The sequence below is a fragment of the Sphingomonas sp. R-74633 genome, from assembly GCF_013416555.1.
Classification (GTDB): Bacteria; Pseudomonadota; Alphaproteobacteria; order Sphingomonadales; family Sphingomonadaceae; genus Sphingomonas.
Map to the genome: position 1 here is coordinate 365,782 of NZ_JACCFG010000004.1, position 26,233 is coordinate 392,014.

The 26,233-nt window shown below is 66.7% G+C and carries 29 protein-coding genes; 16 read left to right on the top strand and 13 right to left on the bottom strand.

Annotation, left to right across the window (positions count from 1 at the left end; genetic code table 11):
* Window positions 1-4: 4 nt before the first annotated feature.
* The 3 genes from HZY97_RS15140 to HZY97_RS15150 all read right to left on the bottom strand — a co-directional run bounded on the left by HZY97_RS15140 (window position 5) and on the right by HZY97_RS15150 (window position 2,380).
* Window positions 5-1,306 (bottom strand): OmpP1/FadL family transporter, encoded by a 1,302-nt coding sequence (locus HZY97_RS15140; RefSeq protein WP_180145440.1) that lies wholly within the window; start codon window positions 1,304-1,306, stop codon window positions 5-7.
* Between the two features lie 57 nt (window positions 1,307-1,363).
* The gene (locus HZY97_RS15145; RefSeq protein WP_180145960.1) at window positions 1,364-1,774 is read right to left on the bottom strand and encodes a DUF2147 domain-containing protein; all 411 of its coding nucleotides are present in this window, start codon (window positions 1,772-1,774) and stop codon (window positions 1,364-1,366) included.
* 186 nt (window positions 1,775-1,960) lie between these two features.
* The gene (locus tag HZY97_RS15150; protein ID WP_180145442.1) at window positions 1,961-2,380 is read right to left on the bottom strand and encodes a flagellar assembly protein FliX; all 420 of its coding nucleotides are present in this window, start codon (window positions 2,378-2,380) and stop codon (window positions 1,961-1,963) included.
* An 80-nt stretch (window positions 2,381-2,460) separates the two neighbouring features.
* On the opposite strand from HZY97_RS15150, the gene HZY97_RS15155 reads away from it, so the two are divergent.
* Genes HZY97_RS15155 through HZY97_RS15165 form a run of 3 tightly spaced genes read left to right on the top strand, consistent with a single transcriptional unit; the run spans window position 2,461 to window position 4,294 of the window.
* Window positions 2,461-3,567: a flagellar basal body P-ring protein FlgI gene (locus HZY97_RS15155; protein ID WP_180145445.1), complete on the top strand. Its 1,107-nt coding sequence runs from the start codon at window positions 2,461-2,463 to the stop codon at window positions 3,565-3,567.
* Window positions 3,567-3,866 (top strand): rod-binding protein, encoded by a 300-nt coding sequence (locus HZY97_RS15160; protein WP_180145448.1) that lies wholly within the window; start codon window positions 3,567-3,569, stop codon window positions 3,864-3,866. Before HZY97_RS15155 ends, HZY97_RS15160 begins: the two co-directional genes overlap by 1 nt.
* Before the next feature lie 2 nt (window positions 3,867-3,868).
* Window positions 3,869-4,294 (top strand): flagellar protein FlgN, encoded by a 426-nt coding sequence (locus tag HZY97_RS15165; protein WP_180145451.1) that lies wholly within the window; start codon window positions 3,869-3,871, stop codon window positions 4,292-4,294.
* Window positions 4,295-4,747: 453 nt separating this feature from the next.
* On the opposite strand, the gene HZY97_RS15170 is transcribed toward HZY97_RS15165, so the two are convergent.
* Together HZY97_RS15170 and HZY97_RS15175 are read right to left on the bottom strand one after the other, a co-directional pair.
* Window positions 4,748-5,158: a flagellar basal body protein gene (locus HZY97_RS15170; RefSeq protein WP_180145454.1), complete on the bottom strand. Its 411-nt coding sequence runs from the start codon at window positions 5,156-5,158 to the stop codon at window positions 4,748-4,750.
* Window positions 5,159-5,160: 2 nt separating this feature from the next.
* The gene (locus HZY97_RS15175; protein WP_257215094.1) at window positions 5,161-7,890 is read right to left on the bottom strand and encodes a hypothetical protein; all 2,730 of its coding nucleotides are present in this window, start codon (window positions 7,888-7,890) and stop codon (window positions 5,161-5,163) included.
* A gap of 157 nt (window positions 7,891-8,047) precedes the next feature.
* On the opposite strand from HZY97_RS15175, the gene HZY97_RS15180 reads away from it, so the two are divergent.
* The 9 genes from HZY97_RS15180 (at window position 8,048) to HZY97_RS15220 (ending at window position 17,692) form a co-directional block, all read left to right on the top strand.
* Window positions 8,048-9,082, top strand: coding sequence for a flagellar motor switch protein FliG (locus HZY97_RS15180; RefSeq protein WP_180145459.1), 1,035 nt, complete (start codon window positions 8,048-8,050; stop codon window positions 9,080-9,082).
* Window positions 9,083-9,094: 12 nt separating this feature from the next.
* Window positions 9,095-9,751, top strand: coding sequence for a FliH/SctL family protein (locus tag HZY97_RS15185; RefSeq protein WP_257215095.1), 657 nt, complete (start codon window positions 9,095-9,097; stop codon window positions 9,749-9,751).
* 231 nt (window positions 9,752-9,982) lie between these two features.
* Window positions 9,983-11,590, top strand: coding sequence for a flagellar basal-body MS-ring/collar protein FliF (gene fliF / locus HZY97_RS15190; RefSeq protein WP_180145462.1), 1,608 nt, complete (start codon window positions 9,983-9,985; stop codon window positions 11,588-11,590).
* A gap of 10 nt (window positions 11,591-11,600) precedes the next feature.
* Entirely contained in the window at window positions 11,601-11,954 is a 354-nt protein-coding gene (fliN, locus tag HZY97_RS15195) for a flagellar motor switch protein FliN (RefSeq protein WP_180145465.1), read from the top strand.
* Between the two features lie 17 nt (window positions 11,955-11,971).
* Window positions 11,972-13,294: a sigma-54 dependent transcriptional regulator gene (locus tag HZY97_RS15200; protein WP_180145468.1), complete on the top strand. Its 1,323-nt coding sequence runs from the start codon at window positions 11,972-11,974 to the stop codon at window positions 13,292-13,294.
* On the top strand, window positions 13,291-13,449 hold the full coding sequence (locus HZY97_RS15205) for a hypothetical protein (RefSeq protein WP_180145471.1): 159 nt from the start codon (window positions 13,291-13,293) through the stop codon (window positions 13,447-13,449). Before HZY97_RS15200 ends, HZY97_RS15205 begins: the two co-directional genes overlap by 4 nt.
* Entirely contained in the window at window positions 13,449-15,530 is a 2,082-nt protein-coding gene (gene flhA / locus HZY97_RS15210) for a flagellar biosynthesis protein FlhA (RefSeq protein WP_180145474.1), read from the top strand. Before HZY97_RS15205 ends, flhA begins: the two co-directional genes overlap by 1 nt.
* A 75-nt stretch (window positions 15,531-15,605) precedes the next feature.
* On the top strand, window positions 15,606-17,012 hold the full coding sequence (locus HZY97_RS15215; protein ID WP_180145477.1) for a flagellar hook-length control protein FliK: 1,407 nt from the start codon (window positions 15,606-15,608) through the stop codon (window positions 17,010-17,012).
* Window positions 17,013-17,023: 11 nt separating this feature from the next.
* Window positions 17,024-17,692, top strand: a complete 669-nt coding sequence (locus HZY97_RS15220) for a flagellar hook assembly protein FlgD (protein ID WP_180145480.1) — start codon at window positions 17,024-17,026, stop codon at window positions 17,690-17,692.
* A gap of 389 nt (window positions 17,693-18,081) precedes the next feature.
* Here HZY97_RS15220 and HZY97_RS15225 read toward each other — a convergent pair whose 3' ends face one another.
* The 7 genes from HZY97_RS15225 to flgF form a co-directional block, all read right to left on the bottom strand.
* Complete coding sequence (locus HZY97_RS15225) at window positions 18,082-18,411, bottom strand: hypothetical protein (RefSeq protein ID WP_180145483.1); 330 nt, start codon at window positions 18,409-18,411, stop codon at window positions 18,082-18,084.
* A 97-nt stretch (window positions 18,412-18,508) separates the two neighbouring features.
* Window positions 18,509-18,910 carry a hypothetical protein gene (locus HZY97_RS15230; RefSeq protein WP_180145486.1) on the bottom strand — a complete coding sequence of 134 codons (402 nt, stop codon included), beginning with the start codon at window positions 18,908-18,910 and terminating at the stop codon, window positions 18,509-18,511.
* A gap of 154 nt (window positions 18,911-19,064) precedes the next feature.
* Window positions 19,065-19,922 (bottom strand): flagellin, encoded by an 858-nt coding sequence (locus HZY97_RS15235; RefSeq protein ID WP_180145488.1) that lies wholly within the window; start codon window positions 19,920-19,922, stop codon window positions 19,065-19,067.
* Window positions 19,923-20,212: 290 nt separating this feature from the next.
* Window positions 20,213-20,971, bottom strand: coding sequence for a flagellar basal body L-ring protein FlgH (flgH, locus tag HZY97_RS15240; protein ID WP_180145490.1), 759 nt, complete (start codon window positions 20,969-20,971; stop codon window positions 20,213-20,215).
* Between the two features lie 19 nt (window positions 20,972-20,990).
* Window positions 20,991-21,419 carry a flagellar basal body P-ring formation chaperone FlgA gene (gene flgA, locus HZY97_RS15245; RefSeq protein WP_180145492.1) on the bottom strand — a complete coding sequence of 143 codons (429 nt, stop codon included), beginning with the start codon at window positions 21,417-21,419 and terminating at the stop codon, window positions 20,991-20,993.
* Window positions 21,419-22,201: a flagellar basal-body rod protein FlgG gene (gene flgG, locus HZY97_RS15250; protein ID WP_180145495.1), complete on the bottom strand. Its 783-nt coding sequence runs from the start codon at window positions 22,199-22,201 to the stop codon at window positions 21,419-21,421. Before flgG ends, flgA begins: the two co-directional genes overlap by 1 nt.
* Before the next feature lie 27 nt (window positions 22,202-22,228).
* Window positions 22,229-22,966 carry a flagellar basal-body rod protein FlgF gene (gene flgF / locus HZY97_RS15255; protein ID WP_180145498.1) on the bottom strand — a complete coding sequence of 246 codons (738 nt, stop codon included), beginning with the start codon at window positions 22,964-22,966 and terminating at the stop codon, window positions 22,229-22,231.
* Between the two features lie 115 nt (window positions 22,967-23,081).
* Between flgF and HZY97_RS15260 the strand changes: the two genes are divergently transcribed.
* The 4 genes from HZY97_RS15260 to HZY97_RS15275 are packed head-to-tail and all read left to right on the top strand — an operon-like array spanning window position 23,082 to window position 25,648.
* Complete coding sequence (locus HZY97_RS15260) at window positions 23,082-23,636, top strand: flagellar basal body-associated FliL family protein (RefSeq protein ID WP_180145501.1); 555 nt, start codon at window positions 23,082-23,084, stop codon at window positions 23,634-23,636.
* Window positions 23,633-24,655: a flagellar motor switch protein FliM gene (fliM, locus tag HZY97_RS15265; protein ID WP_180145504.1), complete on the top strand. Its 1,023-nt coding sequence runs from the start codon at window positions 23,633-23,635 to the stop codon at window positions 24,653-24,655. Before HZY97_RS15260 ends, fliM begins: the two co-directional genes overlap by 4 nt.
* The gene (locus tag HZY97_RS15270) at window positions 24,652-25,059 is read left to right on the top strand and encodes a DUF6468 domain-containing protein (RefSeq protein WP_180145507.1); all 408 of its coding nucleotides are present in this window, start codon (window positions 24,652-24,654) and stop codon (window positions 25,057-25,059) included. The genes fliM and HZY97_RS15270 overlap by 4 nt, the downstream gene beginning before the upstream one ends.
* Before the next feature lies 1 nt (window position 25,060).
* Window positions 25,061-25,648: a MotE family protein gene (locus HZY97_RS15275; RefSeq protein WP_180145510.1), complete on the top strand. Its 588-nt coding sequence runs from the start codon at window positions 25,061-25,063 to the stop codon at window positions 25,646-25,648.
* 78 nt (window positions 25,649-25,726) lie between these two features.
* On the opposite strand, the gene HZY97_RS15280 is transcribed toward HZY97_RS15275, so the two are convergent.
* Window positions 25,727-26,134: a hypothetical protein gene (locus HZY97_RS15280; protein ID WP_257215096.1), complete on the bottom strand. Its 408-nt coding sequence runs from the start codon at window positions 26,132-26,134 to the stop codon at window positions 25,727-25,729.
* Between the last annotated feature and the right edge of the window lie 99 nt (window positions 26,135-26,233).

Below are 26,233 nucleotides of genomic sequence, written 5' to 3' on the forward strand. Positions count from 1 at the left end.
ACTTCTAGAACTTCAGACGGGCACCTGCCGAGAGCACCACGGCATGCGCATTGCGCAGTTCGCCGTCGGTGAGGATCGGCGTCTGCGCCGCGGTGCCGACATAGGCCGCGGTCACGCGGTCGATCGTCGCATCGGCGAAGCTGACATAGTTGGCGGCCAGGTCGAAGCTGAGCTTCTTGCTCGCGTTCAGGCTGCCGCCCAGGCCGAAGTTCCAGCGGTTGGAATCGGGCACGCGGGCATCACGCTCGCCGTCCTGCGTCGGCGTGATCGCGCGCTGGACGCCGGCACGCAGCGTCACCTTGGGCGACACGGCATAGTCGACGCCGCCGGCATAGCTCCAGCTGGTGCGATAATTCTCCGGGATCGCCTGGTTGAGCGGCGCGCCGAGCCTGATCGCGTCGAACTTGTCCCAGCCATAGCGAATGACCTGGGCGTTGAGGGTCAGCTTGTCGGTCGCCGCGAAACGGGCGCCGGCGATCGCCTGCGACGGCGTGTAGAACTTCGCCTCGATGCCCGAGAGGTTCATGTTCGACGTGGCGAGCGGACCGACCAGGCCGGTGATCGCCAGGTCACCCTTCAGCGTATGCTCGATCGCCGACTTGTAGCTGAGGCCCAGAGTGAAGCGGTTGCTGTGCAGCTGCACGCCCGCGGTCCAGCCGAAGTCCCAGCCATTGCCCTTCAGCTCCTGATGCCCGTCCGGCAGCGCGGCTGCGAGGTTGGGCAGCGCGTTGCCGAAGCTGGCATCGGTGTACTCGACATTGAGGCCGGCGCCGACGCGCAGCCAGTCCGTGACCGCCACACCGATGCTCGGCTGGATGTCGATCGTGCGCAGCTTGGTCTTGTCGGCGCTGTAGCGGGCCCAGCTGTCCGCCGGATAGTCGGTGGTGAAGCTGAACGGCGAGGTAATCGACAGGCCGAGTGCGATGCGATCGTTGAGCGGCACGGCGATGGCGCCCGAGGGGAGCACGCCGTTGTTGATCGGGTTGCGGGTGACGCCGTTGCCGCCGACCGGTGCCGGAGCCTGGCCCGGACGGACGATCAGCGTGCCGTTGTCGGCGACTTCGCCGCTGGGCAGGATCGCCGAGACGCCGATCGTCGCATCGCCGCTGTCGAGGCCGCCGATCGAGGCCGGGTTCCACCAGATCGACGCCGAGCCGGTGTCGGCCGCTTCGCCGGAGAAGGCCCGGCCGGCGCCGCGGGCGGACTGTTCCTGGAGGTAGAAGGCCTGGGCATTGGCGGTCTGGGTGAAGCCGACGAGCGCGATCAGCGCACTGCCAGCGGCAAGCGTGTACTTGAACGGGGACATTTTACACTTCCTTGTACGCGGTACTGAAACGGGGGGTATTGAGAGGCGCGCGTGGGCTTAGCGGACGCGCGTCCAGATCTGGGTGCGGCAGAACGGCTTGAACACGCAGCCGCGCAGGTTGAGCTTGTCGTTGCCCGACATGGTGATCTCGGCGCTGTACGTCTTGCCGTCCTCGGCATTGTAGATCTTGCCGCCATACCAGCCACCGCTCTGCCAGCTGAAGCCCGACAGGATCTGTAGGCCGGCAATCTTGCGGCTGCGCAACGCCGTGTTGCTGTTGTTCGCATCGTTGAGGTTCGGATTGGCGCGCAGGCCGTCCGAAGTGACCACCTTGCCGCAGATCGACGTGCCGCAGCGCGCGATCTCGACGATGCCGTTCTTCACAGGGGTCTTCCACCGGCCCACCACGGTGTCAGAAGATTGGGGTGCCGGGGCGGCGAAAGCCAGTGCCATCAGCAAAGCCAACATACGCATACTCTCCTCGAGGGGTCTCCATGCCGCGCTCTGCCGGCGGGTCATGGCGGGGCCGATGCTCGCGTCTTTCGAACGCGAAACCGGTATCGCCTCCCTAGGTTCCAAAGAACCGGTATGCAATTACGTTCGTTTTTGAAACTGAAAAGCCGCAGATGCCGTAGCGGAAATCCAAGCCCCTGATCAGGCCTGCATATCCAGCTTGGCGAGCTCGACTCGGACACGCACGTCGATATCGGCCAGGATGGCGGCGAGCGTGGGGTCGTCCGACGCCTCGAAGCTCTCCGACCATTCGACGATCGCCTCGAGCCGCGCGGGGCTGACCACGCCGGCGACGAGCTCGCGGTGCAGGCTGTCGAGCTGGTCGATGCCGCGCTGCGCGTCGATCGACTGCTTGCGGCGGCGCTCGATCGCGGGATCGGCGGCGGCGAGCGTGACGAGCATCGCGACCGAGGGATTGAGCGGCTGCGCGGCATTGGTACCCGGATGCGGCGCACGTGCGGCCGGGGCTTCGCCCTCGGCCACCGAGAAGCTGGACGCGACCTTGGGCAGCGCGGCCATCAGGCTACGCAGCAGAGGCGCTTGCAGGTTCTCGATCCGCACGAATTCTTATCCTCAGGCACTTTTTGCCTACCTCTATCCTATAAGAGAAATATCGGAAATTTTCCACTTCCAGAGGGTTTATGCTGCGCTTTGCCGCTCCCCTGATCGCCCTGCTCCTGAGCCTGGGCGTCGCCGCCCCGGCCGCTATGGCCCAGACGCGCATCAAGGATGTCGTGAACGTCGAGAACGTGCGCGACAACCAGCTCGTGGGCTATGGCCTCGTCGTCGGCCTCGCCGGCACGGGCGACCGCCTGCGCAACACACCGTTCACCGAGGAATCGATGCAGGCCATGCTCGAACGCATGGGCGTCAACATCCGCGGTACCGAGATGAAGACGCAGAACGTTGCTGCCGTCTCGATCACCGCGACGATGGGCCCGTTCGCGCGCAACGGCTCGCGGATCGACGTCCAGGTCTCGGCGCTGGGCGACGCTTCGAGCCTGCAGGGCGGGACGCTGATCGTCTCGTCGCTGCGTGGCCTGGACGGCGAGATCTATGCGGTCGCCCAGGGCAATGTCGCCGTCTCCGGCTTCAAGGGCCAGGGTGCCGCCGCCAGCGTGAGCCGCGGTGTGACCACTTCGGCGCGCATCGCCGGCGGTGCGATCATCGAGCGCGAGGTCCCCTATTCGCTGCTTTCGGCGACGAGCCTGAAGCTCGCGCTCAAGAACCCCGACTTCGCCACGGCCGACCGCATCGCCGCGGCGATCAACGCCAAATACCCGGGCAGCGCCACCGTGCTCGATCCCGCGACCGTGCAGCTGACCCCGGGGCAGAATTTCGTCGGCAACGTGATCGACCTGGTCACGCGCATCGGCGAGCTCTCGATCAAGGTCGACCAGCCGGCGCGCGTCGTGATCAACGAAGCCTCGGGCACCGTGGTGATGAACGCCGATGTGCGGGTCACGCCCGTGGCGATCGCCCAGGGCGGCCTGACCATCACCGTCACCGAAAGCCCGCAGGTCTCGCAGCCCGCGCCGCTCTCCAACGGCCAGACCACGGTGGTGCCGCGCACCAATGTGCAGGTCAATGACGGCAACGGCGCCAGCCTGGCGATGGTCGACGGCGCGAGCCTGCAGACGCTGGTGAGCGGGCTCAACACGCTGGGCGTCTCGCCGCGTGACCTGATCACCATCCTTCAGGCGATCAAGAGCGCCGGCGCCCTCCAGGCAGACATTGAGGTACAGTGATGCGCGACGTGACTTCCCCCACCGGGCCGCAGGTCCAGGCGCCCGCCGTCAATCCGAAGATGGACGCCAAGAACAAGGCGACCGCGAAGAATTTCGAGGCAGTGTTCCTCGGCCAGATGACCTCGATGATGATGTCGACCGTCGACCAGGGCGAGAACTTCAACGGGGGCAATGGCGAGGACATGTTCCGCGGGATCCTCGCGGAAAAGCTCGGCAATTCGATCGCCGACCGCGGCGGCATCGGCCTGGCGCCGATGGTGCTCGACCAGATCATCAAGCTTCAGCAGGGTAACAAGTAACTATGACCGCGCAGCTCATCGACGCGATGGTGTCCCTCACGCAGATCATGGAAGAGGAGAGCGAGAAGCTCGCCCGCGTGCCGTTCTTCCCCGAGCTTCCCGAAATGGCAGCAGTCAAGCTGCGCCTCACCGGCCGGATCGAGGCCGAAGTGGCGCGGATGAAGCGCGAGGCGCCCGACGACTGGGCCGAAAAGCTCGATCCCGAGGCCCGCGAAGCGCTCGCCGAAGCCAGCCGCTGCCTGCGCGATGCCTCGACGGTCAATGCCGACATCCTCAAGCGTCAGATCGAGCTTTCGGCCGACATGATGGGCGCGATCGCCGCCGAGGCGCAGCGCCTGACCGGCAGCCGCAGCACCACCTATGCCGCATGCGGCGGCCTGGCGGGGATGGACGCCCCGGCGCCGATCTCGCTGAACCAGCGACTGTAAGCGGCGCCAAAGTACGCGAAGTACACGCCAAGTGCGGCTTGGACGTCGTCCTACAGCACATGGCCGACCGCGACGCGGAAAGTCACAAAAGTCCTGACACCTATGGCTTCCGCCGGGTGAGCGCTTTTGCAGCTTTGTTGCGCGGGCACTGACGGGCACGCGTCCTACATTTCCTACGGGTCAAAGAGCGGTCGGGCGATGAGTCCGGCCGCTCGACCACATCAGACGAAATCCTACATTGCAAGCATGCGACGCATTCCGCGACCGTCACCCCGACCTTGTGCGGGCCCCACCGGGAGGCTGGCTTCGGACACGAGGCGATAGCGCAGCACGTGCCGCGCAGTGGATCCCGGCACAAGGCCGGGATGACGGAATAGAGAGCTGGAATGAAGGACACGAAAAGGCCCGCGATCGCTCGCGGGCCTTTTCGTTTTCCAGCGTGAAGCGAGAGGCTTAGCCACCCTTCCCCACAGCGGTTTTCAGCATGTTGAGCTGCTTGCGGTAGAGGTTGGTCATCGCGGTGAAATCGGCCTGGGTCTGCCCGAGCTTGAGCAGCTGGTCTTCGAGCGTGACGTTGTTGCCGTCGGGCTTGGTCTCGCTGATGTCCTTGTCGAGCACGATGCCGGCGCCGGCCGGCTGGATCGCGCCCAGGCCCTTCATGCCGGCGGTCAGCTGGACCTGCGGCCGGGCGATCGAAATGCCGGCGCTGCTGCCGACGAGATCCGAGAAATCGGCGTCCTCAACGGTGCGCGCCTTGAAGCCGGGCGTCTCGCTGTTGGCGATGTTCTGCGAGATGACGCGCTGCCGATCGGAGAGCGTCTCCATCTGGCGGCGGATGCCGGAAAGGATCGGGGGCATGTCCATGGTCAGAACCCGTAGCTGCTGGGGGTGGAGCTGTTGAGGCGATCGAGCGCCGCCTGGTAGTTGGCGAGCTGCGCGTTGACGATCGTCGTGCTTTCGGTGCCGGTCGCCGAGTTGGTCTTGCTGCCGTTGATCAGGTTGGTCTTGCCATCGTCCCAATAGAGCGAGCGATAGGCAGTCTGCGACATCGAGATCGCGTCCTTGATCTTGGAGAGCGAAGCCTTGGCGCCGTCCGCAGTGAGCAGGCTGAGCCCCTCGCCCAGGTCGAGGCCGTAATTGCCGCCCGGGCGGACCTTGGGCGCGTTGCTCGAGACCGGCGCGGGGCTGGAGATCCGCTGCGGCGCCATGCCGAGCTTGGCCAGCGCATCATTCTCGCCGGTGCCGGCGAGGAGATCGAGCTTGTGGCCCGACTTCATCGTGATGCGCAGCTGCTGGACGCCGTCGACCGCCGTGGCGGTGACAGTGGCCTTGGACGCGCCGAGCATGCCCTGCATCCGGGTGGCGATCGACTGAAGCGTATCGTCTGCAAGAATGGTGAGCTTGCGCGTGCTGCCGTCATCGGCCTTGAACGAGAAATAGTCGCCCGCCTTCAGCGCGGTCTGCGTCGTGACCTTGTTCGAGGCGACGGCGTTGATCGTGCCGCGGCCGAAGCCGAGCGCGGAGACCGCGCTGGCGCCGCCGGTATCGGCCGAGATGCGGACCGGCTCGGTGCGCTGGAGCGACTGGCCGAACTGCGTGGTGTTCTCGATCGCGCCGGTGGCGGCATCGAGCCGCGAGACGAAGCCGTCGGTCGAGCCGCGGCGCGGGGCCGCGAGGTCGCCCGTGGTGCGGCCGCCGACATAGAGCTCGTCGCCCATGAAGGCGATGCTGTCGATCTGGTCGTCCTTGTCGGAGCCGACATAGGTGGTGCTGGCACTCGACAGGTTCGCATCGATGCGCGTGACGAAGCCGTCGCGCGCGCCGCTGGTCGTATTGACCTGAGCACCCGAAATCGCCGCCGAGGTGGCGCCGCCGACTGCAATCGTGCCGTCATCGGCGACGGCGATCACGCGGGCGTCCGCAGTGCCGAGGCTGATGCTGCCGAGCGACGTGGCAAGCGAATTACCCTGGAGCTTCTGCAGCTGAGCATTGCCGTCATGCGAGACCAGCGCGAGGACGTTGCCGTCATTGTCGACCGCGAGCGCATTGACGCTGTCGACGCCGGCGCCCGCTACCGTGGCGCGCTCGGCGAGCTTGCCGGTGGTGCCGTCGATACGGGCGATGAAGCCGTCATTGCCGGCGCCGATCCGGCCGCCGACATAGATCGAACCGTCATTGCCGACTGCCACCGACTTGGCGACATCGGGCGTGACGCTGATCGAACGGACGACGGTGGAGAATTTCTCGTCGCCGTTCGCCGCATATTTCGCGACGACCATGTCGCCATCGGTGGAGGCGCCGCCAAAGCTGCCGGTGACGGTGCCCGCGACGACGATGCTGCCATCGGGTGCAAGGCTGACCGCCGCGCCGGTAGAGGAACCGGTGGCGCCCAGGCTGCGCTGCCACACGACATTGCCCGCGCCGTCCACCTTGGTGAGGAACAGGTTGTTGTCCCCGTCCGACAAATTGACGCCAAGGTCGCCCTTGGTCGTGCCGACGACGTAGCTGTTGCCCTGCGCATCGGTGACGACCGAGGCGGCGTCGGTGTTGGCGTAGACGTTGCTCGTACTGGTCTTGTTGGTGGTGACCTTGCCGTCGAGATCGGTCGAAGTGGTGGTGACCGTGGTGGTCTTGCCGGCCAGCACGTTCTGTGCGGTGGCGATCCGGTCGAGCGCCTGGATCGTCCCCATCGAGACGCGGTTGTTGGCGCCGGTGGGATCATCGAGGCGGAAGAGCTGGGTCGAGCTGGGTGAATCCAGCGCGGTCTGGCCGGTGGCGACGACCAGCGCATCCTTGGCGTTGGTCTGGTCGAGCGTGACCTGTTCGATGCCCGTCGGGTTCGACAGGGTGAAGCCCCATTTCCCGCCCTCGTTGACGACCTTGAAGGTCGACTTCCAGCGCGGCACGACATTGCCGTTGGTATCGAGCTGCGGCGTGCCATCGGTCTTGAGATTGGGGATCGAGGCGATCGCGGCGTTGAGCTGCGCGGCGACGGAATCGAGCGTGGGCGGCTGCGTGCCCTGCGACAGATCGACCGAGACCGTCTGCGCGGAAACGCCGGGCTTGCTCAGCGTGACCGAGAATTGCTCGGTGCCGGTGAGACCGGGGATCGCATCAGCGCGCGTCTTGACCAGGCCCTTGCCCTCGGTCTCGTAGACATCGGTGGCGACAAGCTTGCTCGACGTGGCCGAGGAGGACGGCTTGCCATAAGCGAGGCGGACGAGGTCCGACGGCGCCGTGGACATGTAGGACTGAAGATCGCTCAGGCCCTTGAGGAAGGTCTTCTGGAGTGTGGCGCGCTGGGCATCCGACGTGGTCTTGTCTGCCGCCGTCTCGGCGAGCACGCGCAGCTTGTCGAGCGCCTTGTAGGTGGTGAAGCTCGTCTGGATATCGGCGGGCAGATAAGTGCCGTTCGCATCGGTGACCGACTTGTCGATGATCGTGCGCAGCGCGGTGATCGAGGCGACCTGGCTGGAATTGACCGGCAGCGGGTCGCCGCTCTTCCACGGCGCGACCGTGGCCGCGGTGGTGAACGCCGCCTTGGCGGTGCGAACGGCCTTGCTGTCATAGGCGATCGCCGAGACCGCCGAGGTCATCGTCGAACTCGACCCCGTCAGAATACTTAACCCGATCAGACTGCCCGATAAATTCGTCATAGCGATCCGCACCTGCTTTCCGTGTTCCTATAATAGAGGGAAAGCCGCCCCCACCCTCGTGTGCGGGCGCAATTTTTTCGCGAGGGAAACGAAAAAAATGACCTTAATGGCGCCGATTGCCGAACCGCCCGAACTCAAGCGCTTCAACGGCTCGCAGCGGGCTGCTGCCCTGATGCTTGCGCTGGGCAAGGAACATGGCGGCCCGATCTGGGAACAGCTTTCCACCGACGAAGTGAAGGAACTGTCCTCGACCATCGCCGGCCTGGGCCGCGTGCCCGCGCAGGTGGTCGAGCATCTGCTCGTCCAGTTCACCGGCGAAATCGCGTCGATGTCGTCGATGCACGGCAGCTACGAGACCACCGAGCGCCTGCTCGCCGGCATCCTGCCGAGCGACAAGGTCAAGGAGATCATGGAGGACATCCGTGGTCCTTCGGGCCGTACGATGTGGGACAAGCTGTCCAACGTCAGCGAGACCGTGCTCGCCGGCGCGCTGAAGCACGAATATCCGCAGACCGTGGCGGTGATCCTCTCCAAGCTGCGCCCCGACCATTCGGCGCGCGTGATCGCCGAACTGCCGCGCGACTTCTCGGTCGACGTGGTGATGCGCATGCTGCGCATGGAGACGGTGCAGAAGGACGTGATCAACCAGGTCGAGCAGACGCTCAAGGCCGAGTTCATGACCAATTTGTCGCGCTCGCAGAAGCGCGATCCGCACGAGGCGATGGCCGAGCTGTTCAACTCGCTCGACCGCTCGACCGAGGAAGCGATGCTCAACGCGCTCGACAACAAGGCGCCGGAAAGCGCCGAGCGGATCCGCGCGCTGATGTTCACCTTCGAGGATCTGGGCAATCTGCTGCCGACCGCGATCGCCGCGATCGTCCGCAGCGCCGACAAGCGCCAGATGGCGCTGGCGCTGAAGGGTGCGCCGGAGAGCCTGAAGAGCCTGTTCTTCGGGGCGATGACCGAGCGCGCCGCCAAGCTGCTGCGCGAGGACATGGCGGGCATGGGCCCGGTGCGTGCGCGCGATTGCGAAGAGGCACAGTCGGCGCTGGTGCGTTTGGCGAAGGACCTGGCGGACCGCGGCGAGATCCTGCTCGTCGACCCCAAGTCCGACGACGCGATGATCATTTAAGGAGCACGGCGAATGAGCATGCACGCCCATGTCGAGCGCTTCGGCTTCGACCGCGTCTTCCAGGTGCCGCCGACACGCGGCGCGCCGATGGGCGTGGATGCCTCGCTCGAAGTCGCCGCACTGCGCGCCGAGCTGGCGCTGCTGCGCAACGAGCAGGAGTCGGCGCTCGCGCTGGCCCGGGCGCAGGGCTATGAGACCGGGCTTGCCCAGGCGCGCTCCGAGCGGGAAGTCGCGCTGCTGAGCGCGGTCGACGCGCTGCAGGCGGGCATTGAAGGCATCGACGCGCAGTTCGGCCAGGTTTCCGAGCGGGTGACCGGCGAGGCGACCGAAGTCGCGCTTGCCGCCGCCGAGCTGATCGCCGGCCGCGCGCTCGAAGTGGCGCCGGGCGTCGCGATCGACGAGGCGATTGGGCGCGTGCTCGGCCAGGTCGCGCGCGGCACCGAGCTGCAGGTGCGGGTGAACCCAGACCTGATCGAGGATATCGAGGCGCGCCTCGCCGACCGTCAGTCGCGTGACCGCCGCAAGCTCAACCTCACCGTCGTCCCCGACGATACCATCGCCGTCGGCGATGCGCGGATCGGCTGGGAAGAAGGCGGACTGGCGCTCGACGCCGAAGCGCGCCGCAAGGCCGTGGTCGACGAGCTGGAGACGCTGCTGAAGGCGGCCTGAGCTCCCAACCGAATATCCGTCATCCCCGCGAAGGCGGGGATCCAGGGTACCAAGCGACACGCTGCTTGGCTCTGGATCCCGCCTTCGCGGGGATGACGATTCAGGGGAAAGCGTGCTCCGGCAACGCACTAGGCAAAAATTTCCCCCGGCAAAAACTGCCGCCCTCCCCACCCCTCTATAATGATCGCAAGGGGCATCCTCGCCCCGCCAGTTCCATCGAACGGGGCGACATTGGAAGCGATCAAAAACCTGGTGGGCCAGATCGGCCCCAAGCGGCTGATGTTGATGGGAGGCGTGGCGCTTGCGCTGCTCGCGGCTCTCGCCTTCGTCGCCACGCGTGGCTCGAACTCCACCATGGGGTTCCTCTACACCGACCTCGACCCTTCGGCCGCGGCGGCGATCACCGAGAAGCTCAAGGCGCAGAATGTCGAGTTTCAGCTCTCGGCAGACGGCACCTCGGTCATGGCGCCGCAGGACAAGCTCGCGGAACTCCGCATGAGTCTGGCCGGCGAGAAGCTGGGCGGCAAGATCGGTTATGAGGTGCTCGACGAGGAGCAGCCCTTCGGCGTCTCCGCCAGCCGCGCCAAGATGAACGAGACGCGCGCCATCGAAGGCGAGCTCGCCAAGTCGATCCAGACCATCCAGAACGTCACGGGCGCCCGCGTCCACATCGTGATGCCGGAACGCGCCATGTTCGCCGAGGAGAGCCGCAAGGCCACCGCCGCGGTGACCGTGAAGACGCGCGGCCGCATCCCGAGCGAGACCGTCGCCTCGATCCGCTACCTCGTCTCCTCCTCGGTCCCGGAGCTTTCGCCTGACTCGGTCTCGGTCGTCGACCAGACCGGCGCGCTGCTCGCCCGGGCCGGCGACCCCAGCACGGCCAGCGCCGGCGACGCCGACGAGCGCCAGCAGGCAGTCGAAGGCAAGCTGCGCGACGAGATTGAATCGCTGCTCGAGCCGATCGTCGGCCAGGGCAAGGTCCGCGCCGAAGTCTCGGCGCAGATCGACCGCGACCAGGCACGCGAAGAATCGAACGTCTTCGATCCCGACAAGCAGGTGATTTCGCGCCAGGTGAGCGTGGAAACCGGCGAGCAGAACCGCGAGACCGATCCCGGTGCGCAGACTGCCTCGGTCGGCAACCAGCTGCCCGCTGCCCAGATGGGTGCGAACAACGCCCCGGGCACTTCGCGCCAGTCGGGCAGCAACCAGACGTCGGAAGACACGACCTACGACAACAGCTCGACCAAGACCGTCACGATCCGCACGCCGGGCAAGGTGACGCGCCTGAGCGTCGCAGTGATGGTCGATGGCGGCGACAAGGGCCTGGCCCAGCCGCAGATCGACCGCCTCCAGCGCCTTGTCGAGAACGCCGTCGGCGCCGACACCCAGCGCGGCGACAGCGTCGTCGTCGAGAGCATGAAGTTCAACACCGGTGACGCGCCGGCCGACGCCACGACGACCTTCCTGTCGTCGCTGCCGATGGACCGGATCTGGGGCCTGCTCCAGCTGGTGGTGATCGGCGTGGTCGGCCTGGTGGCGCTCCGCATGCTCAAGCCCAAGCCCTCGCCCGTCGAGGCGATGGCCGAGGCGCCGGCGCAGCTCGCCCCCGCCCATTCGCCCGAGATGCTCGCGCTCGCCGAGCGCGCCGCGGACGGCGACGTGGAGGCGATGGCCCAGCTCGAAAACATGACGCCCGACGTGCCGCAGCTCGATCAGGAGATCGCGCTCGCCCAGGTCGACGGCCGCATCAAGCTCTCCGCGCTCAAGCGCATCGGGGATGCGATCTCCGCGAGCCCGCCCGAGGCGGCCTCGGTGATCCGCCAGTGGATGAACGCATAGGACCATGACCATGGACATCGAACCGCACGACATCATCCCGACCGACACCGCGGCCGACCAGCCCGCGCCCGTGTTCGAGGATTTCGACCTCCATACCGGCCATGACACGCTGCATGGCGGCTCCGAAGGCCTGGAAGCTGTGCACGACGTGCCGGTGAAGGTCCAGGCAGTGCTGGGCCGTGCCCGCATGCCGATCGGCGAGCTGCTCCAGCTCGGCTCGGGCACCGTGGTCGAGCTCGACCGCCGCGTCGGCGAGCCGGTGGACATCTTCGTCAACGACCGGCTGATCGCCCGTGGCGAAGTCGTCCTGATCGACAATGCGCTGGGCGTAACGCTCACCGAGATCGTGCGGGCCGAGCATTGATCATGGGCCCCATCCGGATGCTCTTGATCGGCGCCCCGGGCAGCGAGTTCCGCCGCGCGGCGGAGCTGGCGCAGAGCGCAGGCGCGGAGGTCACCATGGCCGATACGCCGGGCGCCGCGCTGGAGACACTGCGCGCGCACGGCGCCGACCTGGTGATGATCGACGTGCTCGAAGACGTGGCGGGTTTCCTTGGTGACCTGCGCAGCGAGCGTTTCGTCGTCCCCGTGCTCGCCTGCGGCATTTCCGCCCCGGCCGAGCGCGCGGTGGCGGCGATCCGTGCCGGCGCGCGGGACTATGTGCCCCTGCCCCCGCAGCGCGAGCTGATCGCGGCGGCCATCGCTTCGGTGGTCGAGCGCCAGTCGCAGGTGCGCATCGGCGGCAACCCTGTGCTCGACCGCGCCATGGCGCTGGCCGCCGCAGTGGCGCCGAGCGGCGCCCCGGTGCTCGTCACCGGCGGCAAGGGGACCGGCAAGGAAATGATGGCGCGTGAGATCCACCGGCTCTCGGGCCGGCCGGATCCGATCGTCTCGGTCGAATGCGCCGGCGTTGGCGCGGACGTCCTTGAATCGGAACTGTTCGGGCACGAGGCCGGCGCCTTTCCGGGCGCTGCCGCGCGCCGCGTCGGGCGGCTGGAAAGCGCCCGTGGCGGCACGATCTTCCTGCGCGAAGTGGGTGCGCTTGCCCCCGCGACCCAGGCACGGCTGCTCGCCGCGCTGATCGAGAAGCGCTTCAAGCGCCTCGGTGGCGACGAGAGCGTGGCGTTCGAGGCGCGGCTGATCGCGTCGACCAGCATGGACCTGGAGCTGGCAGTGGAAGCCGGCAGCTTCCGCGAGGACCTGCTGGTGCGCCTGAGCCTCGCGCGCATCGAGGTGCCGCCGCTCGCCGAGCATGGCGACGACATCGCTGCGCTCGCGCATCTGTTCATCGCGCAGTTCGCCCAGGCGGATGGGCTTCCCGCCCGCCCGCTCGCCGACGACGCCATCGCAGTGCTGCGCGCCTATGGCTGGCCGGGCAATATCCGCGAGCTGAAGGAATGCATCCACCGCGCCACGCTGCTAGCGCATGGCGCGAAGATCGAGGCCGAGGACCTGACCCGTTCGGACGGTTCGCCGCTCGAGGCGCTGGTGCAGCTGCCGACGGCCGACGGGCGGATCGAAGTGAACAGCCTGATCGGGCGCACGGTGGAAGAGGTGGAGCGCGAGCTGATCCTCGGCACGCTGGAGCGCTGCCACGGCAACCGCACTTCGGCTTCGAGCATCCTGGGCATCTCGGTGCGCACGATGCGCAACAAGCTGCGCACCTTCATCGAGGGCGGCATCGCCGTGCCGCCCGCCGCATGAGCCCGCGTCCGCTCTTTGCGCTGCAGCGCCTGCGCCTGCCGCAGAGCGAGGCGGAGCTGCCTGAGAGCATGCCGCACGCGGCGCTCTGCCACCGTTTCACGCTCCGTCAGTCGGACCCGGCACCTGCCAAGGCCGTTTGGAAAGCTCGCCCCTGATGCCTCCCGCGATCCTCAACTTCCTGAACAAGTTCGGCCTCAACCGCGACATCGCGCTCGCGGGCGGCGTGGTCGCGATCATCGCGATGCTGATCCTGCCGATCCCAGGCTGGCTGCTCGATCTCGGCCTGGCGCTGTCGATCACCGTCTCGGTGATGATCCTGATGACGTCGCTGTTCATCGAGAAGCCGCTCGAGCTGAGCGCCTTCCCGACGATCCTGCTCGTCGCGACGATGCTGCGGCTCGGCCTGAACCTTGCCTCCACCCGCCTGATCCTCACCCATGGGCATGAGGGGCACAACGCCGCCGGTGGGGTGATCGGCGCGTTCGGCGAGTTCCTGATGGGCGGCGAGGTCATCATCGGCCTGACCATCTTCATCATCCTGATAGTCATCAACTTCGTCGTCATCACCAAGGGCGCCGGGCGCATCGCCGAAGTCGCGGCGCGCTTCAGCCTCGACTCGATGCCCGGCAAGCAGATGGCGATCGACGCCGACCTGTCCGCCGGCATGATCAACGAGGACCAGGCCAAGGAGCGCCGTGCCGAAGTGGAAGCCGAGAGCGGCTTTTACGGTGCGATGGACGGTGCCTCGAAGTTCGTGAAGGGCGACGCGGTCGCCGGCCTGCTGATCACCGCGGTCAACATCGTCGTCGGCCTGACCATCGGCGTCGTCTCGCACGGCGTGCCGATCGGCGAGGCGTTCCACACCTATACCGTGCTGACCGCGGGCGACGGCCTGGTCAGCCAGATCCCGGCGCTGATCATCTCGATCGCGGCGGGCCTGCTCGTCTCCAAGGGCGGCGTGAAGGGCAAGACCGGCACCGCGCTGGGCGACCAGCTAGGCCGCTACCCCAAGGCCTTCGGCATGGTCTCGTTCCTGATGGGCGCGCTGGCGCTCATGCCGGGCCTGCCGTTCATCCCCTTCGCGATCTTCTCGGTCGCATCGGGCTTTGCCGCCTGGAAGATGAGCAAGAACGCCGCTTCCAAGGCCGCGCTCGAAAAGGCAGTCGCCGCACAGCAGACCGCTGCCGAGGCGATCGTCGAGCAGCCGATCTCGCAGACGCTGGCGATCGACGCTGTGCGCATCGAGATCGGCTATGCGCTGCTGCCGATGATCAACGACGAGCAGCGCGAACCGCGCCTCGACGACCAGGTCCGCGCGCTGCGCCGCCAGATGGCGACCGATTTCGGCTTCGTGCTCCCGTCGGTCCGGATCATCGATAATATGGGCCTCAAGCCCAGCGAATATGTCATCACGATCAAGGAGACCGAGGCGGCGCGCGGCGAGATCCGGGTCGACAAGCTGCTCATGATCAATCCGGGCGGCGGCCCCGCCGGCCTGCCCGGCGAGCCGACCAAGGAGCCGGTGTTCGGCCTCCCCGCTTTGTGGATTGATCGCGAGCTGCGCGACGAGGCGGGCTTCCGCGGCCTGACCGTTGTCGAGTGCGGCACGATCATCACCACCCACCTTACCGAGCTGGTAAAGGAAAACATCGCCGACCTGCTTTCCTATTCGGAGACGCAGAAGCTGCTGACCGAAGTCCATAAGGACTCCGAGAAGCTCGTCGCCGACATCGTCCCGAGCAAGGTCTCGATCTCGAGCGTGCAGCGCATCCTGCAGAACCTGCTGAGCGAAGGCATCTCGATCCGCGACGTGCCGACGATCCTGGAGGGCATTGCCGAAGCGGCGCCGCTGACCAGCAACCTGACCCAGATGACCGAGCATGTCCGCTCGCGCCTGGCCCGCCAGATCAGCGCGTCGCAGGTCCGCGGCGAGGCGATCCCGGTGGTCACGCTGTCGCCCGAATGGGACCAGGAGTTCGCCGAGAGCATCCTGGGTCAGGGCGACGACCGCCAGCTCGCGATGGCGCCGAGCTCGCTGCACAAGTTCATCGCGCATGTTCGCGAGACCTATGACCGGCTGGCGCAAGACGGCGAGATCCCGTGCATGCTGACCAGCCCGGCGATCCGCCCGTTCGTCCGCTCGATCATCGAGCGCGTGCGCCCGGCGACGGTGGTCCTCTCGCAGAACGAGATCCACGCCCGCGCCCGCATCCGCGCGCTCGGCACAATCGGCTGACGTCCTGACCCGACTGGTCGCGACCGTCCTATAAGGAATAATGCGGGCCTCGACGCCCGCCCATGAGGCGCCTGAATGCAGATAAACAACCTCGGCTTCGCGGGTCTTCTCGGCGCAGGCAGCGCCAACACCGCCGCCGCCGCAACCGGCGACAGCCTGGGCCAGGCCTTCGGGCTGCTGCTCGGCGCGCCGAACACGCCGGCTGGCGCGGGCATGACGCCGCCGCTGGCCGCCAATGATGCTTCCGCGCCCGCGGTACCCGCCGCGACGCCGAACCTGTCGATGGCGCAGCTGCTCACTACAGCCGCGCCGCTGGCAACCCCAGCCGTGACGCCTGCCGGCGTGACGCCGGCCGTGGCCGCGCCGATCGTGACCGAGCCCGATGCGCAGCCGATTGTCGCCGATCCCGCTGCCGCCGCGCCGACGCTTCCCGAGGATCCCGCCATGGTGCCGCAGGCGCAGGGCGAGCCGATCGTCCAGGGCAAGCCCGCCAAGCCGGCGCCCGATGCCAAGCCCAATGCAGGTCTCGACCTGCTCGCCGATCCGGCGCCGGAGGCTCCGGTAGCCGAAGCGCCGGTGGAGCAGCCCTTCGAGGAGCCCAAGACCCCGACGCCGGTGAAGCGCGGCCCGCGCCTTGCCGATGATGTTGCCGAGGAACTCCCCGCCGATCCCGCCGTGAGCGCGAACGCGCAGCCGGTGCCGGCCGAGATTGTCGCCGCTGCCGTGGCGCAGGCGCCGGTGCGGCCCGAACTCGCGGTCAAGCCCCAGCCCTCGCCCACCCGTCAGATCGGCGAAGTGAGCAGTAACGCGCGCAAGGCCGAGGCCGGCCGCGCCGAGCCAGCCAGCACTCAGCCCGCGGCCGGCGGCGAGAAGGCGCATGCGGCGGTGTCGGCGGTTGCCGGCAAGGCGGGCGACAAGAACGACAACGCGGCCTCCGACGAGCGCGGCCAGGCCCCGGCCTTCACGCTGCGCCCGGATGCGCATGCCGCACCGGCCCACGCCACGACCGAGACCAGCCGTACCCCGGCAACCGCGTCCATCGCCGTAGCGGAGCCGGTGATCGCGGCACGGCCCGGCCATCTCGGCCAGCAGATGGGCGTGGAGATCGCGCGCAAGGTTGAGGCCGGCGACGATACCCTCCGCGTACGCCTGAGCCCGGATAACCTCGGCAAGGTGGAGGTCACCCTCTCCTTCGATGACGCCGGCACGCTGCGTGCCACGGTGCGCGCGGACAGCGCCCACGCGCTCGACATGCTGCGCCAGGATGCGCCCGATCTCGGCCGCGCGCTCGACCAGGCAGGCATCCGCGCCGACGCGCAGAGCTTCCGCTTCGAAAGCCGCAGCGAAGGCGGCGGCGCGCAGGGGCAGCAGCAGCAGAGCCAGAATTCCGCCGGCAATCACTTCGCCGGCAATGACGAACCCGATGTGACCGAAGCCTATCGCGAGATCCGCGGTGACGGCCAGGTCGACCTCCTCGCCTAGGAGCAACCACGATGACTACCGTCAACAACACGACCAACACGGCTGCCACCAACAGCACGGCGACCGCCAACAGCACCGGCCTCAACGCCGATTTCACGATGTTCCTGAAGCTGCTGACCACGCAGATGCAGAACCAGGACCCGCTGAGCCCGATGGATACGACCCAGTACACCCAGCAGCTGGTGCAATATTCGCAGGTCGAGCAGTCGATGTCGCAGACCTCGACGCTCAAGGACATCCTGTCGACGCTCGGCACGCAGAACCTGACCCAGGCATCGTCGCTGATCGGCCATGCGGTGGAAGCCGATTCGAACATCGCCGGCCTGACCGACGCGGTGCCGGCGCAGTGGAACTGGACCACCCCGCGCGATGCCACCACCGTGGTCGCGACGATCAAGGATGCCTCGGGCAAGGTCGTCGACACGCGTACCGTCGCCGTGACCGGTTCGACCGGCACGCTCGGCTGGGACGGCGAAACCTCGAGCGGCCGCCAGATGGCCGCGGGCAAATATTCGCTCTCGATCCAGGCGCTCGACAGCTCGGGCACCGAGCTGACCAGCAGCGTGCGCAGCATCGGCACGGTGAGCGACGTGCAGCTCGACAATGGCAAGATCCTGGTGACCGTGAACGGCAACCAGTTCGACGCCGGCCAGCTCACCCGCATCGGCAGCGGCGCCTGAACTAGGGGAATTCCTGAGGGGACCTGGTTTGGGGCCCCCTCTCCTCCCTTCTATATTAAGAGAAGAGAGGCGGGCGGGCGTATCAATCCCCTCGCGACCCGCTCGTCTCTCGGCTGGCGCCTAGGCGCCCTGTTTTCCTTTCTGCTTAAATTGGGCGGCCCGGTTCTCCTCCACCGGGCCGCCTTTTTTTGTGCGCGCGACATCCGGGAGCGCCAGGCGGTCATTGCCAGGCGCCCATAAGCAAGTGGCGCCCAGGGCTCCCCGGAGCTGCCTGGAGGCTTTCTGAGACAGGATAGCGGGTGCAGGCCGCAGGCAGCGTACGCCCCTTCAGCGCGCACAAAAAAACAGGGCCGCGAACGACCCTGTTTCTTGTTACCTTGACTGGAAGATCAGGCGTGCGCGGCGCGCAGGACCGGATGGCTGGCCAGCTGGATGATCTGCCCCGGCACCAGATCGAGGTCATTCTCGACAATGTCGAACGCCTCGATCGCGCAGCCGGCGATCGCGGCCGGACCGGTGAGCATCGCGATGCAATCGGCGATCGAGGGATCCTCGCGCGGGCCGATCGTGTCGAGCACATCGGCGAGCGTCATGCCCGGCGCTGCAAGCGCGCGATCGGCAGCTGCCGACCACAATGCGCGCGCATCGGTGACCGACAAGGTCAGCGATACGCTGTAACTGGAAGCCCCTGTACCGAACGCCATTTCACTCACGCCCATTTGTCACCCCTGACCCGTTCGTGTGGAATTTGAGCCTAGATGCCGCAAACACGGCCTTCGGCGTAGTACGGGCAAGCCCGTATGTGGTTTTGCGGAGTCAATGGACCCGCGCTTCCGCACGCCGGCCCAGCTCGCGGGCATGGGCGGCGACGAGGCACAATTCCGCATAGAGCCGATCCCAGAACGGCGCCGGGATATCGAGCGTCGATGCGCCCGGCTGATGCAGCGCCAGCGCCGCGCAGGGATCGAGGCCCAGGCGGAAACGCGTGGCGAAGACGCCGTCGATATGTTCGTCCGGCAGGTCATGCGGCACCGCGAGGCGCGCCGACATGATATAGCCCGACAGCACGTCGACGCCGTAGCCGTCGAGCATGATCCGGGGCCGGTCCGTCATGTCGGGGCGCTCCAGCACCACCAGCGCGCCCGACGGATGCTCCTCGACGCTCACCTGAAGGCGGCCGCCGAACGCATCGGTGATTTCTCTGATCCTGGGAAACAAGACCTATTCTCCTCTTAGGATCATTATAGAGGCGTCAACCAAGGTAGACGCGCGAACCCGCCGAAACCGACGGATTGAGAACAAAAAAAGGGGCCGGGACTTGCGTCCCGACCCCCTTTCGTCAGGGCCATAGACTCCAGGGAAAAGTCTGGCCTTAACGGAACAGCGACGTGATGGTCGACGGCGCCTGGTTGGCGATCGACAGAGCCTGCACGCCCAGCTGCTGCTTGACCTGAAGGGCCTGCAGCTTTGCAGATTCCTTCGCCAGGTCGGCGTCGACGAGGTTGCCGATGCCGCCTTCGATCACGTCCGAGAGCTTGCTCGTGAAGGTCGACTGTGCGTCGATCTTGCGCGAGGCAGCGCCCAGCGTGCTCAGCGTGGTCTTCAGGTTCGCCTGGGTGGTGGTGATCGTGTCGATCATCGCCTGAGCCGAGGCCTGGCTGCTAATGTTGCCCGAAGCCGCGATCGTCACGGTCGTGCCGCCAAGGTCGAGACCCTGGTTGGCAACGCTCAGCGAGTCCGGATCCCAAGTCGTCGAACCGGTGTTCGAATCCTTGAGCGACTGCAGAGCAGTGACGGTGCCGCCGCCCGAAGCCTTCAGCAGGTTGGTGCCGTTGAAGTCAGACGAGTTCACGATCGTGGTGATCTGGTCGCGCAGCGCAACGAAGTCGCTGTTGAGCGCGTCACGGGTCGGCGTGTCGATGCCGGCGTCAGCAGCCTGGTAGGCCTTTGCCTTCATCTGGTTCACGACGTCCGAGATCTGCTCGGCACCAGCCACCGCCACATCGGTCACGCTCTTGGCGCGGCTCAGCGACGAAGAAACGGCTGCGAGGCCGCCCATGTCGCCACGCAGGCCCTGAGCAATCGTGTACGAAGCCGAATCGTCCTTGGTCGACGCAACCTTCAGGCCGGTGTTGATGCGGCTCTGAACCTGCGACAGGCCCTTGTTCGTGTCGTTGAGGCTCTGGAGAGCCGCCATCGCACCGACGTTGGTGTTAACCGAAAATGCCATTGTAAAAATCCTTCTTGGATCAAAGGTCGCTTCTGCGACCCGAACCGGAGACGCCGGTTCACGACGGGAACATGATCGGTATGTCCCGCATATCCATTGTGGGAAAACTTATAGGATGACCCAAATTACCCCGCGAATTTAGTTGGTTAGCGAGGCGTTAAGAGGTTTAGAGCCCCAGATCGGCCCAGCGATTTCAAGCGCTTAGCGGGCGATCTCCTGCGGGTTTCTCCAAAAGAAAATCGCCCCGCAGCACGGGCTGCGAGGCGATCCTCTTTGGTCTGGAGACGGGCTCAGAAGGGGAAGAGCGCGTCGTAAATCTGCTGGCCCCAGCGCGCCTGCTGCGCGTCGGTGAGCTGGCCCTTGCCGCCATAGATCACGCGCGCCTCGGCGATCTGCGAGTGGCTGATCGAATTGTCGCGGGCAATGTCCTCGGGACGGATGATGCCGGTGACGATCAGCTCGCGCATCTCGAAATTGACGCGCACTTCCTGGCGGCCGCGGATCATCAGATTGCCGTTGGGCATCACCTGGGTGACGATGGCGGCCATCGTCATGTTGATCGTCTCCGAGCGCGCGGTGCTGCCACCGCCGGCGTATTTCGAGCCCGAATTGGTCTCGAGCGCGGCCGAGGCATCGGCGCCGAGCAGCTTCTTCACCGGGCTGATGCCGAGCAGGCCGCCCAGGCCGCCGGTCTCGGTGCCGCCGCGGGTGCGCGAGGTATTGTTGCCGAGATCGGCCTTGTCGGCGATCTTGATCTTGATCGTCAGAATGTCGCCGGTCTTGTTCGCGCGCTGATCGCGGAACAGTGCGCCGGCGCCGGTGCGGAACAGCGAAGCGCTGCCGCTCTGCTGCTGCTGGGCAACCGTGGCGGCGGTGCTGACACGGCCGCTGCGATCCGCCGGCATGGCGAGCGACGGCTCGATCTCCGGCGCGTCGATCGGCTGGATCTCCGAAAGCTTGGGCGCCTTGCCGACGGCCTTCAGCCGGCCGGCCGCGCCGCAACCCGAAAGCGTGGCGCAGATGGCCACCGCGAGAATGATCTTACGCATGCTACTTTCCCTCAAAGCTTCAAGGCGTGACGATACGCACGGTGCCGGAGGCCTCGACGACCCCGTCGAGCGTGCGGTTGGTGGCATTGGCGACGACGCGTACGGCCTCGCCCTTCGATCCGCCGCCGAGCGCGCGGCCCGCAGCGGTGATGATCAGCGAACCGCTGACGATACGGATCGTCACCGGCTCCCCGCGGCGCACCATCTGGGGGCGCATCAGATCGCTCTGGCGCACCACCGTCCCGGCGGCCAGGTTGCGCACGGCTTCCATGCCGGAAGCCTGGTCGACGGTAAGTGCTCCCCGCGCGGCGGCAGCGGGACGCTGCTCGACCGCGAAGTCGCCCGCCTCGATGCGATCGCCCTTCTGCACGGCATGGCCGAGCACGGCGACCGGCACCTCTTCGGGCGAACCCAAAGCGAGCAGGGCGAAGCTGAGCAGGCTCATCATCAGTGCAGCTGGCTGGTGGTGGCCAGCATCTCGTCGGCGGTCTTCACGACGCGGCTGTTCATCTCATAGGCGCGCTGCGCGGTGATCAGCGCGGTGATCTCAGCGACCGGATTGACGTTCGAGGCCTCGACGAAGCCCTGCATCAGCGTGCCGACGCCGGGATCGCCCGGCGCGCCGACGATCGGGGCGCCCGAGGCCGAGGTCTCGAGGAACAGATTGCCGCCCTTGGCCTCCAGACCGCCTTCGTTGACGAAGGTCGCGAGCTGGAGCTGGCCGAGCGTCTGCGGGGTCGGGTTGCCCGAGAGGACAACATCGACCTGGCCGGTCTTCGAGACAGTGACGCTCACGGCGTTCTGCGGCACGGTGATGCCCGGCTGGACCGGGAAACCGTCTGCATTGACCAGTTCGCCCTGGTCCGAGACGCCGAACGAACCATCGCGGGTATAGCCGGTGGTGCCGTCGGGCATGGTGATCTGGAAATAGCCATGGCCCTGGATCGCCAGGTCATACTGGTTGTCGGTCTGCTGGGCGGTGCCCTGCTCGTTGATCCGGTAGATCGCGCCGGTCTTCACGCCCGAGCCGATCTGGATGCCGGTCGGGCTCTGCGTCTGCTGGCTGGTCGACGAACCGGGACGCACGACCTGCTCGTAGAGAAGGTCCTGGAACTCGGCGCGCTGGCGCTTGAAGCCCGTGGTGTTCATGTTGGCGATGTTGTTCGAGATGACATCGACGTTGGTCTGCTGCGCGAGCATGCCCGTCGCGGCGATAGAAAGCGTACGCATGGACTAGTTCCTTGTGCTCGTGTGGGTTCAGCCGACCTTGCTCAGCCGGTCGATCGCCGACTTGCGCATGTCGTTCATGCTCTGGGAGAGGTTCTGGCTGGTCTGATAGGCGCGCAGGATCTCCACCATGTCGGTGGTCTCCTGGATCGCATTGACGTTGGAGCCTTCGATGCCGCCGGTCTGGAGATGCGTCTCGCCCGCGGGCAGTTCGCGGCCGCCGGTGCCGTTGAACAGGCCGTCGCCGCGCGGATCGACGGTGGCTTCGTTGAACTCGGTGACGGTGAGGCGGCCGAACGGGCCGCCCGGGCCGTTGATCGTGCCGTCCTTGCCGATTTCGATCTGGTTCGCGGCTTCGGGCGGGATCGTGATCGGCTTGCCGCCCTCACCCAGCACCTTGTTGCCGCTCGAGGTGGCGAGCTCGCCGGTAGGCAGCATCTTGAGCTGGCCCGAGCGCGTATAGGCAGTCGAGCCGTCGGGCGCCTGCACCGACAGATAGCCGTTGCCCTCGATCATCACGTCGAGCGCATTGCCGGTGGGCTGGAAGGCCCCCTGGCTGAAATCATGCACCGCGCCGTAATCGAGCACGAACGACGTCTTGTTCGCCGGCTTCACCGCGGAATCGGTCTTCTCCACATATTCGCGGAAGACCGGCTGCTCGCGCTTGAAGCCAACCGTGTTCATGTTGGCCAGGTTATTCGCCGCCACGTCCATGCGACGACGGAGCGCCGTTTCCTGGCTGAGCAGCACATAGGAAGAAATGTCCACCGGACGTCCCTCAAAAAGTTCGCACTAGGCAACAATTGCCGGGCGCTGATCCTATAATAGAATGAAATGCACCGACGCGGTGTCGGCGTGCAGGATTTCGGAAGGTCACCAGGGAATGTCGTCTCCGGAAATCATCGAGGAGGGCGCGGAGGCTGCGAAGGCCGCCAAGCCCAAGTCGAAGAAGAAGCTCATCATCATCGGCGCGGCCGCAGGCGTTGTCCTGCTCGGCGGCGGCGGCGGTGCTGCCTTCATGCTCTCTGGCGGCAGCGCCAAGGCCGAGACGGCAGATAGCGGCCATGCCAAGACCGAAGAAAAGGCCGCCGAGGGCGGCCATGGCGACAGCGGCGGCGAAGCCGCGGCCGGCAAGGACGCCTATGTCGACGTGCCCGCGTTCATGGTGAACCTGCGCTCGCCCGACGGCCAGGCGCGCTTCCTGAAGCTGCACTTCATGATCGTGCCCGCGGACGGCATCGCCCCGGACACGATGAAGGAGAAGCTGCCGCTGCTGCTCGACAGCTTCCAGCCCTTCCTGCGTGAGCTGCGCCCCGAGGATCTGGCCGGTTCGGCTGCCGTCTTCCGGATCAAGGAAGAGATGATGGTGCGCGCCACGGCCACGCTCGGCGACGGCCAGGTGAAGGACATTCTGATTCAGGACCTGGTCCAGCAATGATCGATCTCGAAGATTTCGACCTGCCGGATCCGCCGGCCGCCATCGATCTGGGCGGCGCGGCGAATTTCGACCAGGCGGACATTGACGCGCTGTTCGGCGACTTCGGGCCCACAGTGGGCAAGAAGGGCCTGCGCGCCGTCATCGAATCCAAGGTCATCAGCCATGAGCGTCTGCCGATGCTCGAAGTGGTGTGCGACCGCGTCGTCCGCTCGTTCGCGAGCTCGATGCGCAATCTCACTTCGGACGGCGTCGACGTCAGTCTGGAGGAAGTGACCTCCACCCGCTTCGGCGAGTTCATGAACCGCGTCGCGCTTCCCGCGATGGTCGGCGTGTTCAAGATCGAGGAGTGGGAGAGCTACGGCCTGGTCACCGTCGATTCCAGCCTGATCTACTCGGTCGTCGACGCGCTGCTCGGCGGCCGCGGTGGCGGCGGCTCGACGATGGTGATCGACGGCCGCGCCTTCACCACGATCGAGACCGGCCTGGTCTCGCGCATGCTGAGCCTGGCGCTTTCCGACTTTTCGGAAGCCTTCGAGCCAATCGAACCGGTGACGATGAACCTCGAGCGCATCGAGACCAATCCGCGCTTCGCCGCGATCGCCGGCGTCTCCAACATCTGCGCCACCGCCACCTTCCGGGTGGACATGGACGGGCGCGGCGGACGGTTCACTTTGGTGTTCCCGTACGCCACGCTCGAGCCGGTGCGCGACAAGCTGCTCCAGCGCTTCATGGGCGAGAAGAGCGGCCGCGACAGCATCTGGGAGGCGCATATGGCCGCCGAGGTGCGCAAGACCAACGTCTCGATGAGCGTGCTGCTCGGCGAGAAGCCGATGTCGATCGCCGAGCTGCAGAGCCTCGAGGTCGGCCAGACGATCGCGCTCCACAAGAGCCCCGACGACCCCCTCGATATTGCCTGTGGCGGCGTGAAGCTCGCCCAGGGCCAGATCGGCCAGCGCAGCGGCAAGGTTGCCGTGCGCCTGGTCAACGACGTTTCCTCCGACAAGAAGGTGAAGCAATGAGCATCGCGCTACTCGCCAATGTGCTGACGATCATCCTGTGCATGGCCGTGCTCGTGCAGAGCGTTCGGATGATGAAGAGCCTGCGCACCGTCAAGGACGGCGCGCTGACCCAGGTGGTCGAGGCGCTGCAGATTGCCACCGTCCAGGCCCGCGCCGTGCTTTCGGACATGAAGCACACGCTCGGCACCGATTGCGCCCGCCATGCCCAGCTGGTCGAGCGCGCTCGCGAGCTGCGCGATGAGCTGAGCCTGATGACCGGCATCGCCGATTCCGCCGCCGAGCGGATCGTCAATGCGGTGAGCATGGCCAATGCCCAGCGCGGCACGGCAGAAGTCGAAGCGGCGGACACGGCGGAAGCCGAAGCGATCGCCGAGGCCGTCGCCGCAATGGCGGAAGCCGCGTAACATGGCCCGCCCCACCCTTCTCCTCCTCACCGCCGGCGTCGCCGGGCTCGCGGCGGTCGCCAATGCCGCGACGATCGCGACCGGTGCGCAGGACAACAGCCCGAACACCACGCGGCTGGGCAATGCGATCACGCAGGACATGAACGACCGCGACGCCGCCGCCGCGCGCCGCAAGCGCGGTCTCGACCTGCGCGAACAGGCGGCCAAGGCGGCCTCCGCGCGGCTCGCCGCCGATGTCGAGGCGCGCAAGAAGCAGGATGAGGCGCAGCAGCAGGTAGCGGGCGGCCCGGCCGGCGCTCCCGGCGCTCCTAGCTCGGCGGACTCGCAGTTCGACGAACTGGCCCGCATCTACCAGGCGATGAAACCCAAGGCCGCTGCGGTGGTCTTTGAGCAACTCGACATGGAAGTGCAGATGAAGGTGGCGCAGCGCATGCGCGAGCGCTCGACCGCGATGATCATGGCCGCGATGACCCCCAAGGGCGCCGCGACGCTGAGCATGGCGATGGCGCGACGCGGTGCCAAGCCGCAGGCCCAGCCGCAGACAGCAGGCCGCGCGCCGGCCGCACCGGCAGGCGCCGCACGGCGCTAAGCGCTTAGAGACAAAGAAAAGCCCATCCCGGCACCGCGCCGGGATGGGCTTTTTCTTGTCCGGATTGTCAGCGAACGATCAGCCGGTTCGCGCTTCGACCTCGACGATCAACACGCGCACCAGGCCCGGCTCGGCGGCCTTGAGCGCGGCGGTGAGGTCGTGATCGAGGCGCTGGGCGTCGACTGCCCGCAGCGCCGAGGCATTGAGACGGGCGAACTCGAGGCCTGCCGCGATCGTCGCCGAGCGCAGTACCGGCATCTCGCCGGTGACCTTGGTCGCGGTCTCCTGCGAGCCGGCATCGATCACCAGCTTGAAGGTAAGCGCGCCGTTCACGCGGTCACTGTCGATGATCGGCACGGTGACTTCGTCCATCGAGACGAGATGCAGGCCCTCGCCCGCGCCGGCACCGCCGCCCGAGGCAAGCGCACCACCACCCGGCAGCGGCAATGCCGCAAGGCCCAGCGCAGCTAGCGTTTCGCGTCGCAAAATCCGTTCTCCGATATCGGTGCAGCACACGCCGTGTGCGCGCCCATCCCTCTATAATAGAATGGAATCAGCGAGCAGGTGAGAAGTTGAGCTACGATC

What these genes read in the sequence shown, in the direction of transcription:
- HZY97_RS15175 (WP_257215094.1), bottom strand. Translation starts at nt 7,890, where the DNA reads ATGACCTCGGCGGTCTCGGCGATCGCCTATGACAGCAAGGCCGTTCGC.
- HZY97_RS15165 (WP_180145451.1), top strand. Translation starts at nt 3,869, where the DNA reads ATGACCGCGCAGCTCATCGACGCGATGGTGTCCCTCACGCAGATCATG.
- fliM (WP_180145504.1), top strand. Translation starts at nt 23,633, where the DNA reads ATGATCGATCTCGAAGATTTCGACCTGCCGGATCCGCCGGCCGCCATC.
- HZY97_RS15140 (WP_180145440.1), bottom strand. Translation starts at nt 1,306, where the DNA reads ATGTCCCCGTTCAAGTACACGCTTGCCGCTGGCAGTGCGCTGATCGCG.
- HZY97_RS15270 (WP_180145507.1), top strand. Translation starts at nt 24,652, where the DNA reads ATGAGCATCGCGCTACTCGCCAATGTGCTGACGATCATCCTGTGCATG.
- HZY97_RS15205 (WP_180145471.1), top strand. Translation starts at nt 13,291, where the DNA reads ATGAGCCCGCGTCCGCTCTTTGCGCTGCAGCGCCTGCGCCTGCCGCAG.
- HZY97_RS15215 (WP_180145477.1), top strand. Translation starts at nt 15,606, where the DNA reads ATGCAGATAAACAACCTCGGCTTCGCGGGTCTTCTCGGCGCAGGCAGC.
- HZY97_RS15180 (WP_180145459.1), top strand. Translation starts at nt 8,048, where the DNA reads ATGACCTTAATGGCGCCGATTGCCGAACCGCCCGAACTCAAGCGCTTC.
- flgG (WP_180145495.1), bottom strand. Translation starts at nt 22,201, where the DNA reads ATGCGTACGCTTTCTATCGCCGCGACGGGCATGCTCGCGCAGCAGACC.
- HZY97_RS15185 (WP_257215095.1), top strand. Translation starts at nt 9,095, where the DNA reads ATGAGCATGCACGCCCATGTCGAGCGCTTCGGCTTCGACCGCGTCTTC.
- fliN (WP_180145465.1), top strand. Translation starts at nt 11,601, where the DNA reads ATGGACATCGAACCGCACGACATCATCCCGACCGACACCGCGGCCGAC.
- HZY97_RS15275 (WP_180145510.1), top strand. Translation starts at nt 25,061, where the DNA reads ATGGCCCGCCCCACCCTTCTCCTCCTCACCGCCGGCGTCGCCGGGCTC.
- HZY97_RS15155 (WP_180145445.1), top strand. Translation starts at nt 2,461, where the DNA reads ATGCTGCGCTTTGCCGCTCCCCTGATCGCCCTGCTCCTGAGCCTGGGC.
- HZY97_RS15260 (WP_180145501.1), top strand. Translation starts at nt 23,082, where the DNA reads ATGTCGTCTCCGGAAATCATCGAGGAGGGCGCGGAGGCTGCGAAGGCC.
- HZY97_RS15160 (WP_180145448.1), top strand. Translation starts at nt 3,567, where the DNA reads ATGCGCGACGTGACTTCCCCCACCGGGCCGCAGGTCCAGGCGCCCGCC.
- flgA (WP_180145492.1), bottom strand. Translation starts at nt 21,419, where the DNA reads ATGATGAGCCTGCTCAGCTTCGCCCTGCTCGCTTTGGGTTCGCCCGAA.
- HZY97_RS15170 (WP_180145454.1), bottom strand. Translation starts at nt 5,158, where the DNA reads ATGGACATGCCCCCGATCCTTTCCGGCATCCGCCGCCAGATGGAGACG.
- HZY97_RS15235 (WP_180145488.1), bottom strand. Translation starts at nt 19,922, where the DNA reads ATGGCATTTTCGGTTAACACCAACGTCGGTGCGATGGCGGCTCTCCAG.
- flhA (WP_180145474.1), top strand. Translation starts at nt 13,449, where the DNA reads ATGCCTCCCGCGATCCTCAACTTCCTGAACAAGTTCGGCCTCAACCGC.
- HZY97_RS15200 (WP_180145468.1), top strand. Translation starts at nt 11,972, where the DNA reads ATGCTCTTGATCGGCGCCCCGGGCAGCGAGTTCCGCCGCGCGGCGGAG.
- HZY97_RS15145 (WP_180145960.1), bottom strand. Translation starts at nt 1,774, where the DNA reads ATGTTGGCTTTGCTGATGGCACTGGCTTTCGCCGCCCCGGCACCCCAA.
- HZY97_RS15220 (WP_180145480.1), top strand. Translation starts at nt 17,024, where the DNA reads ATGACTACCGTCAACAACACGACCAACACGGCTGCCACCAACAGCACG.
- HZY97_RS15225 (WP_180145483.1), bottom strand. Translation starts at nt 18,411, where the DNA reads ATGGGCGTGAGTGAAATGGCGTTCGGTACAGGGGCTTCCAGTTACAGC.
- flgH (WP_180145490.1), bottom strand. Translation starts at nt 20,971, where the DNA reads ATGCGTAAGATCATTCTCGCGGTGGCCATCTGCGCCACGCTTTCGGGT.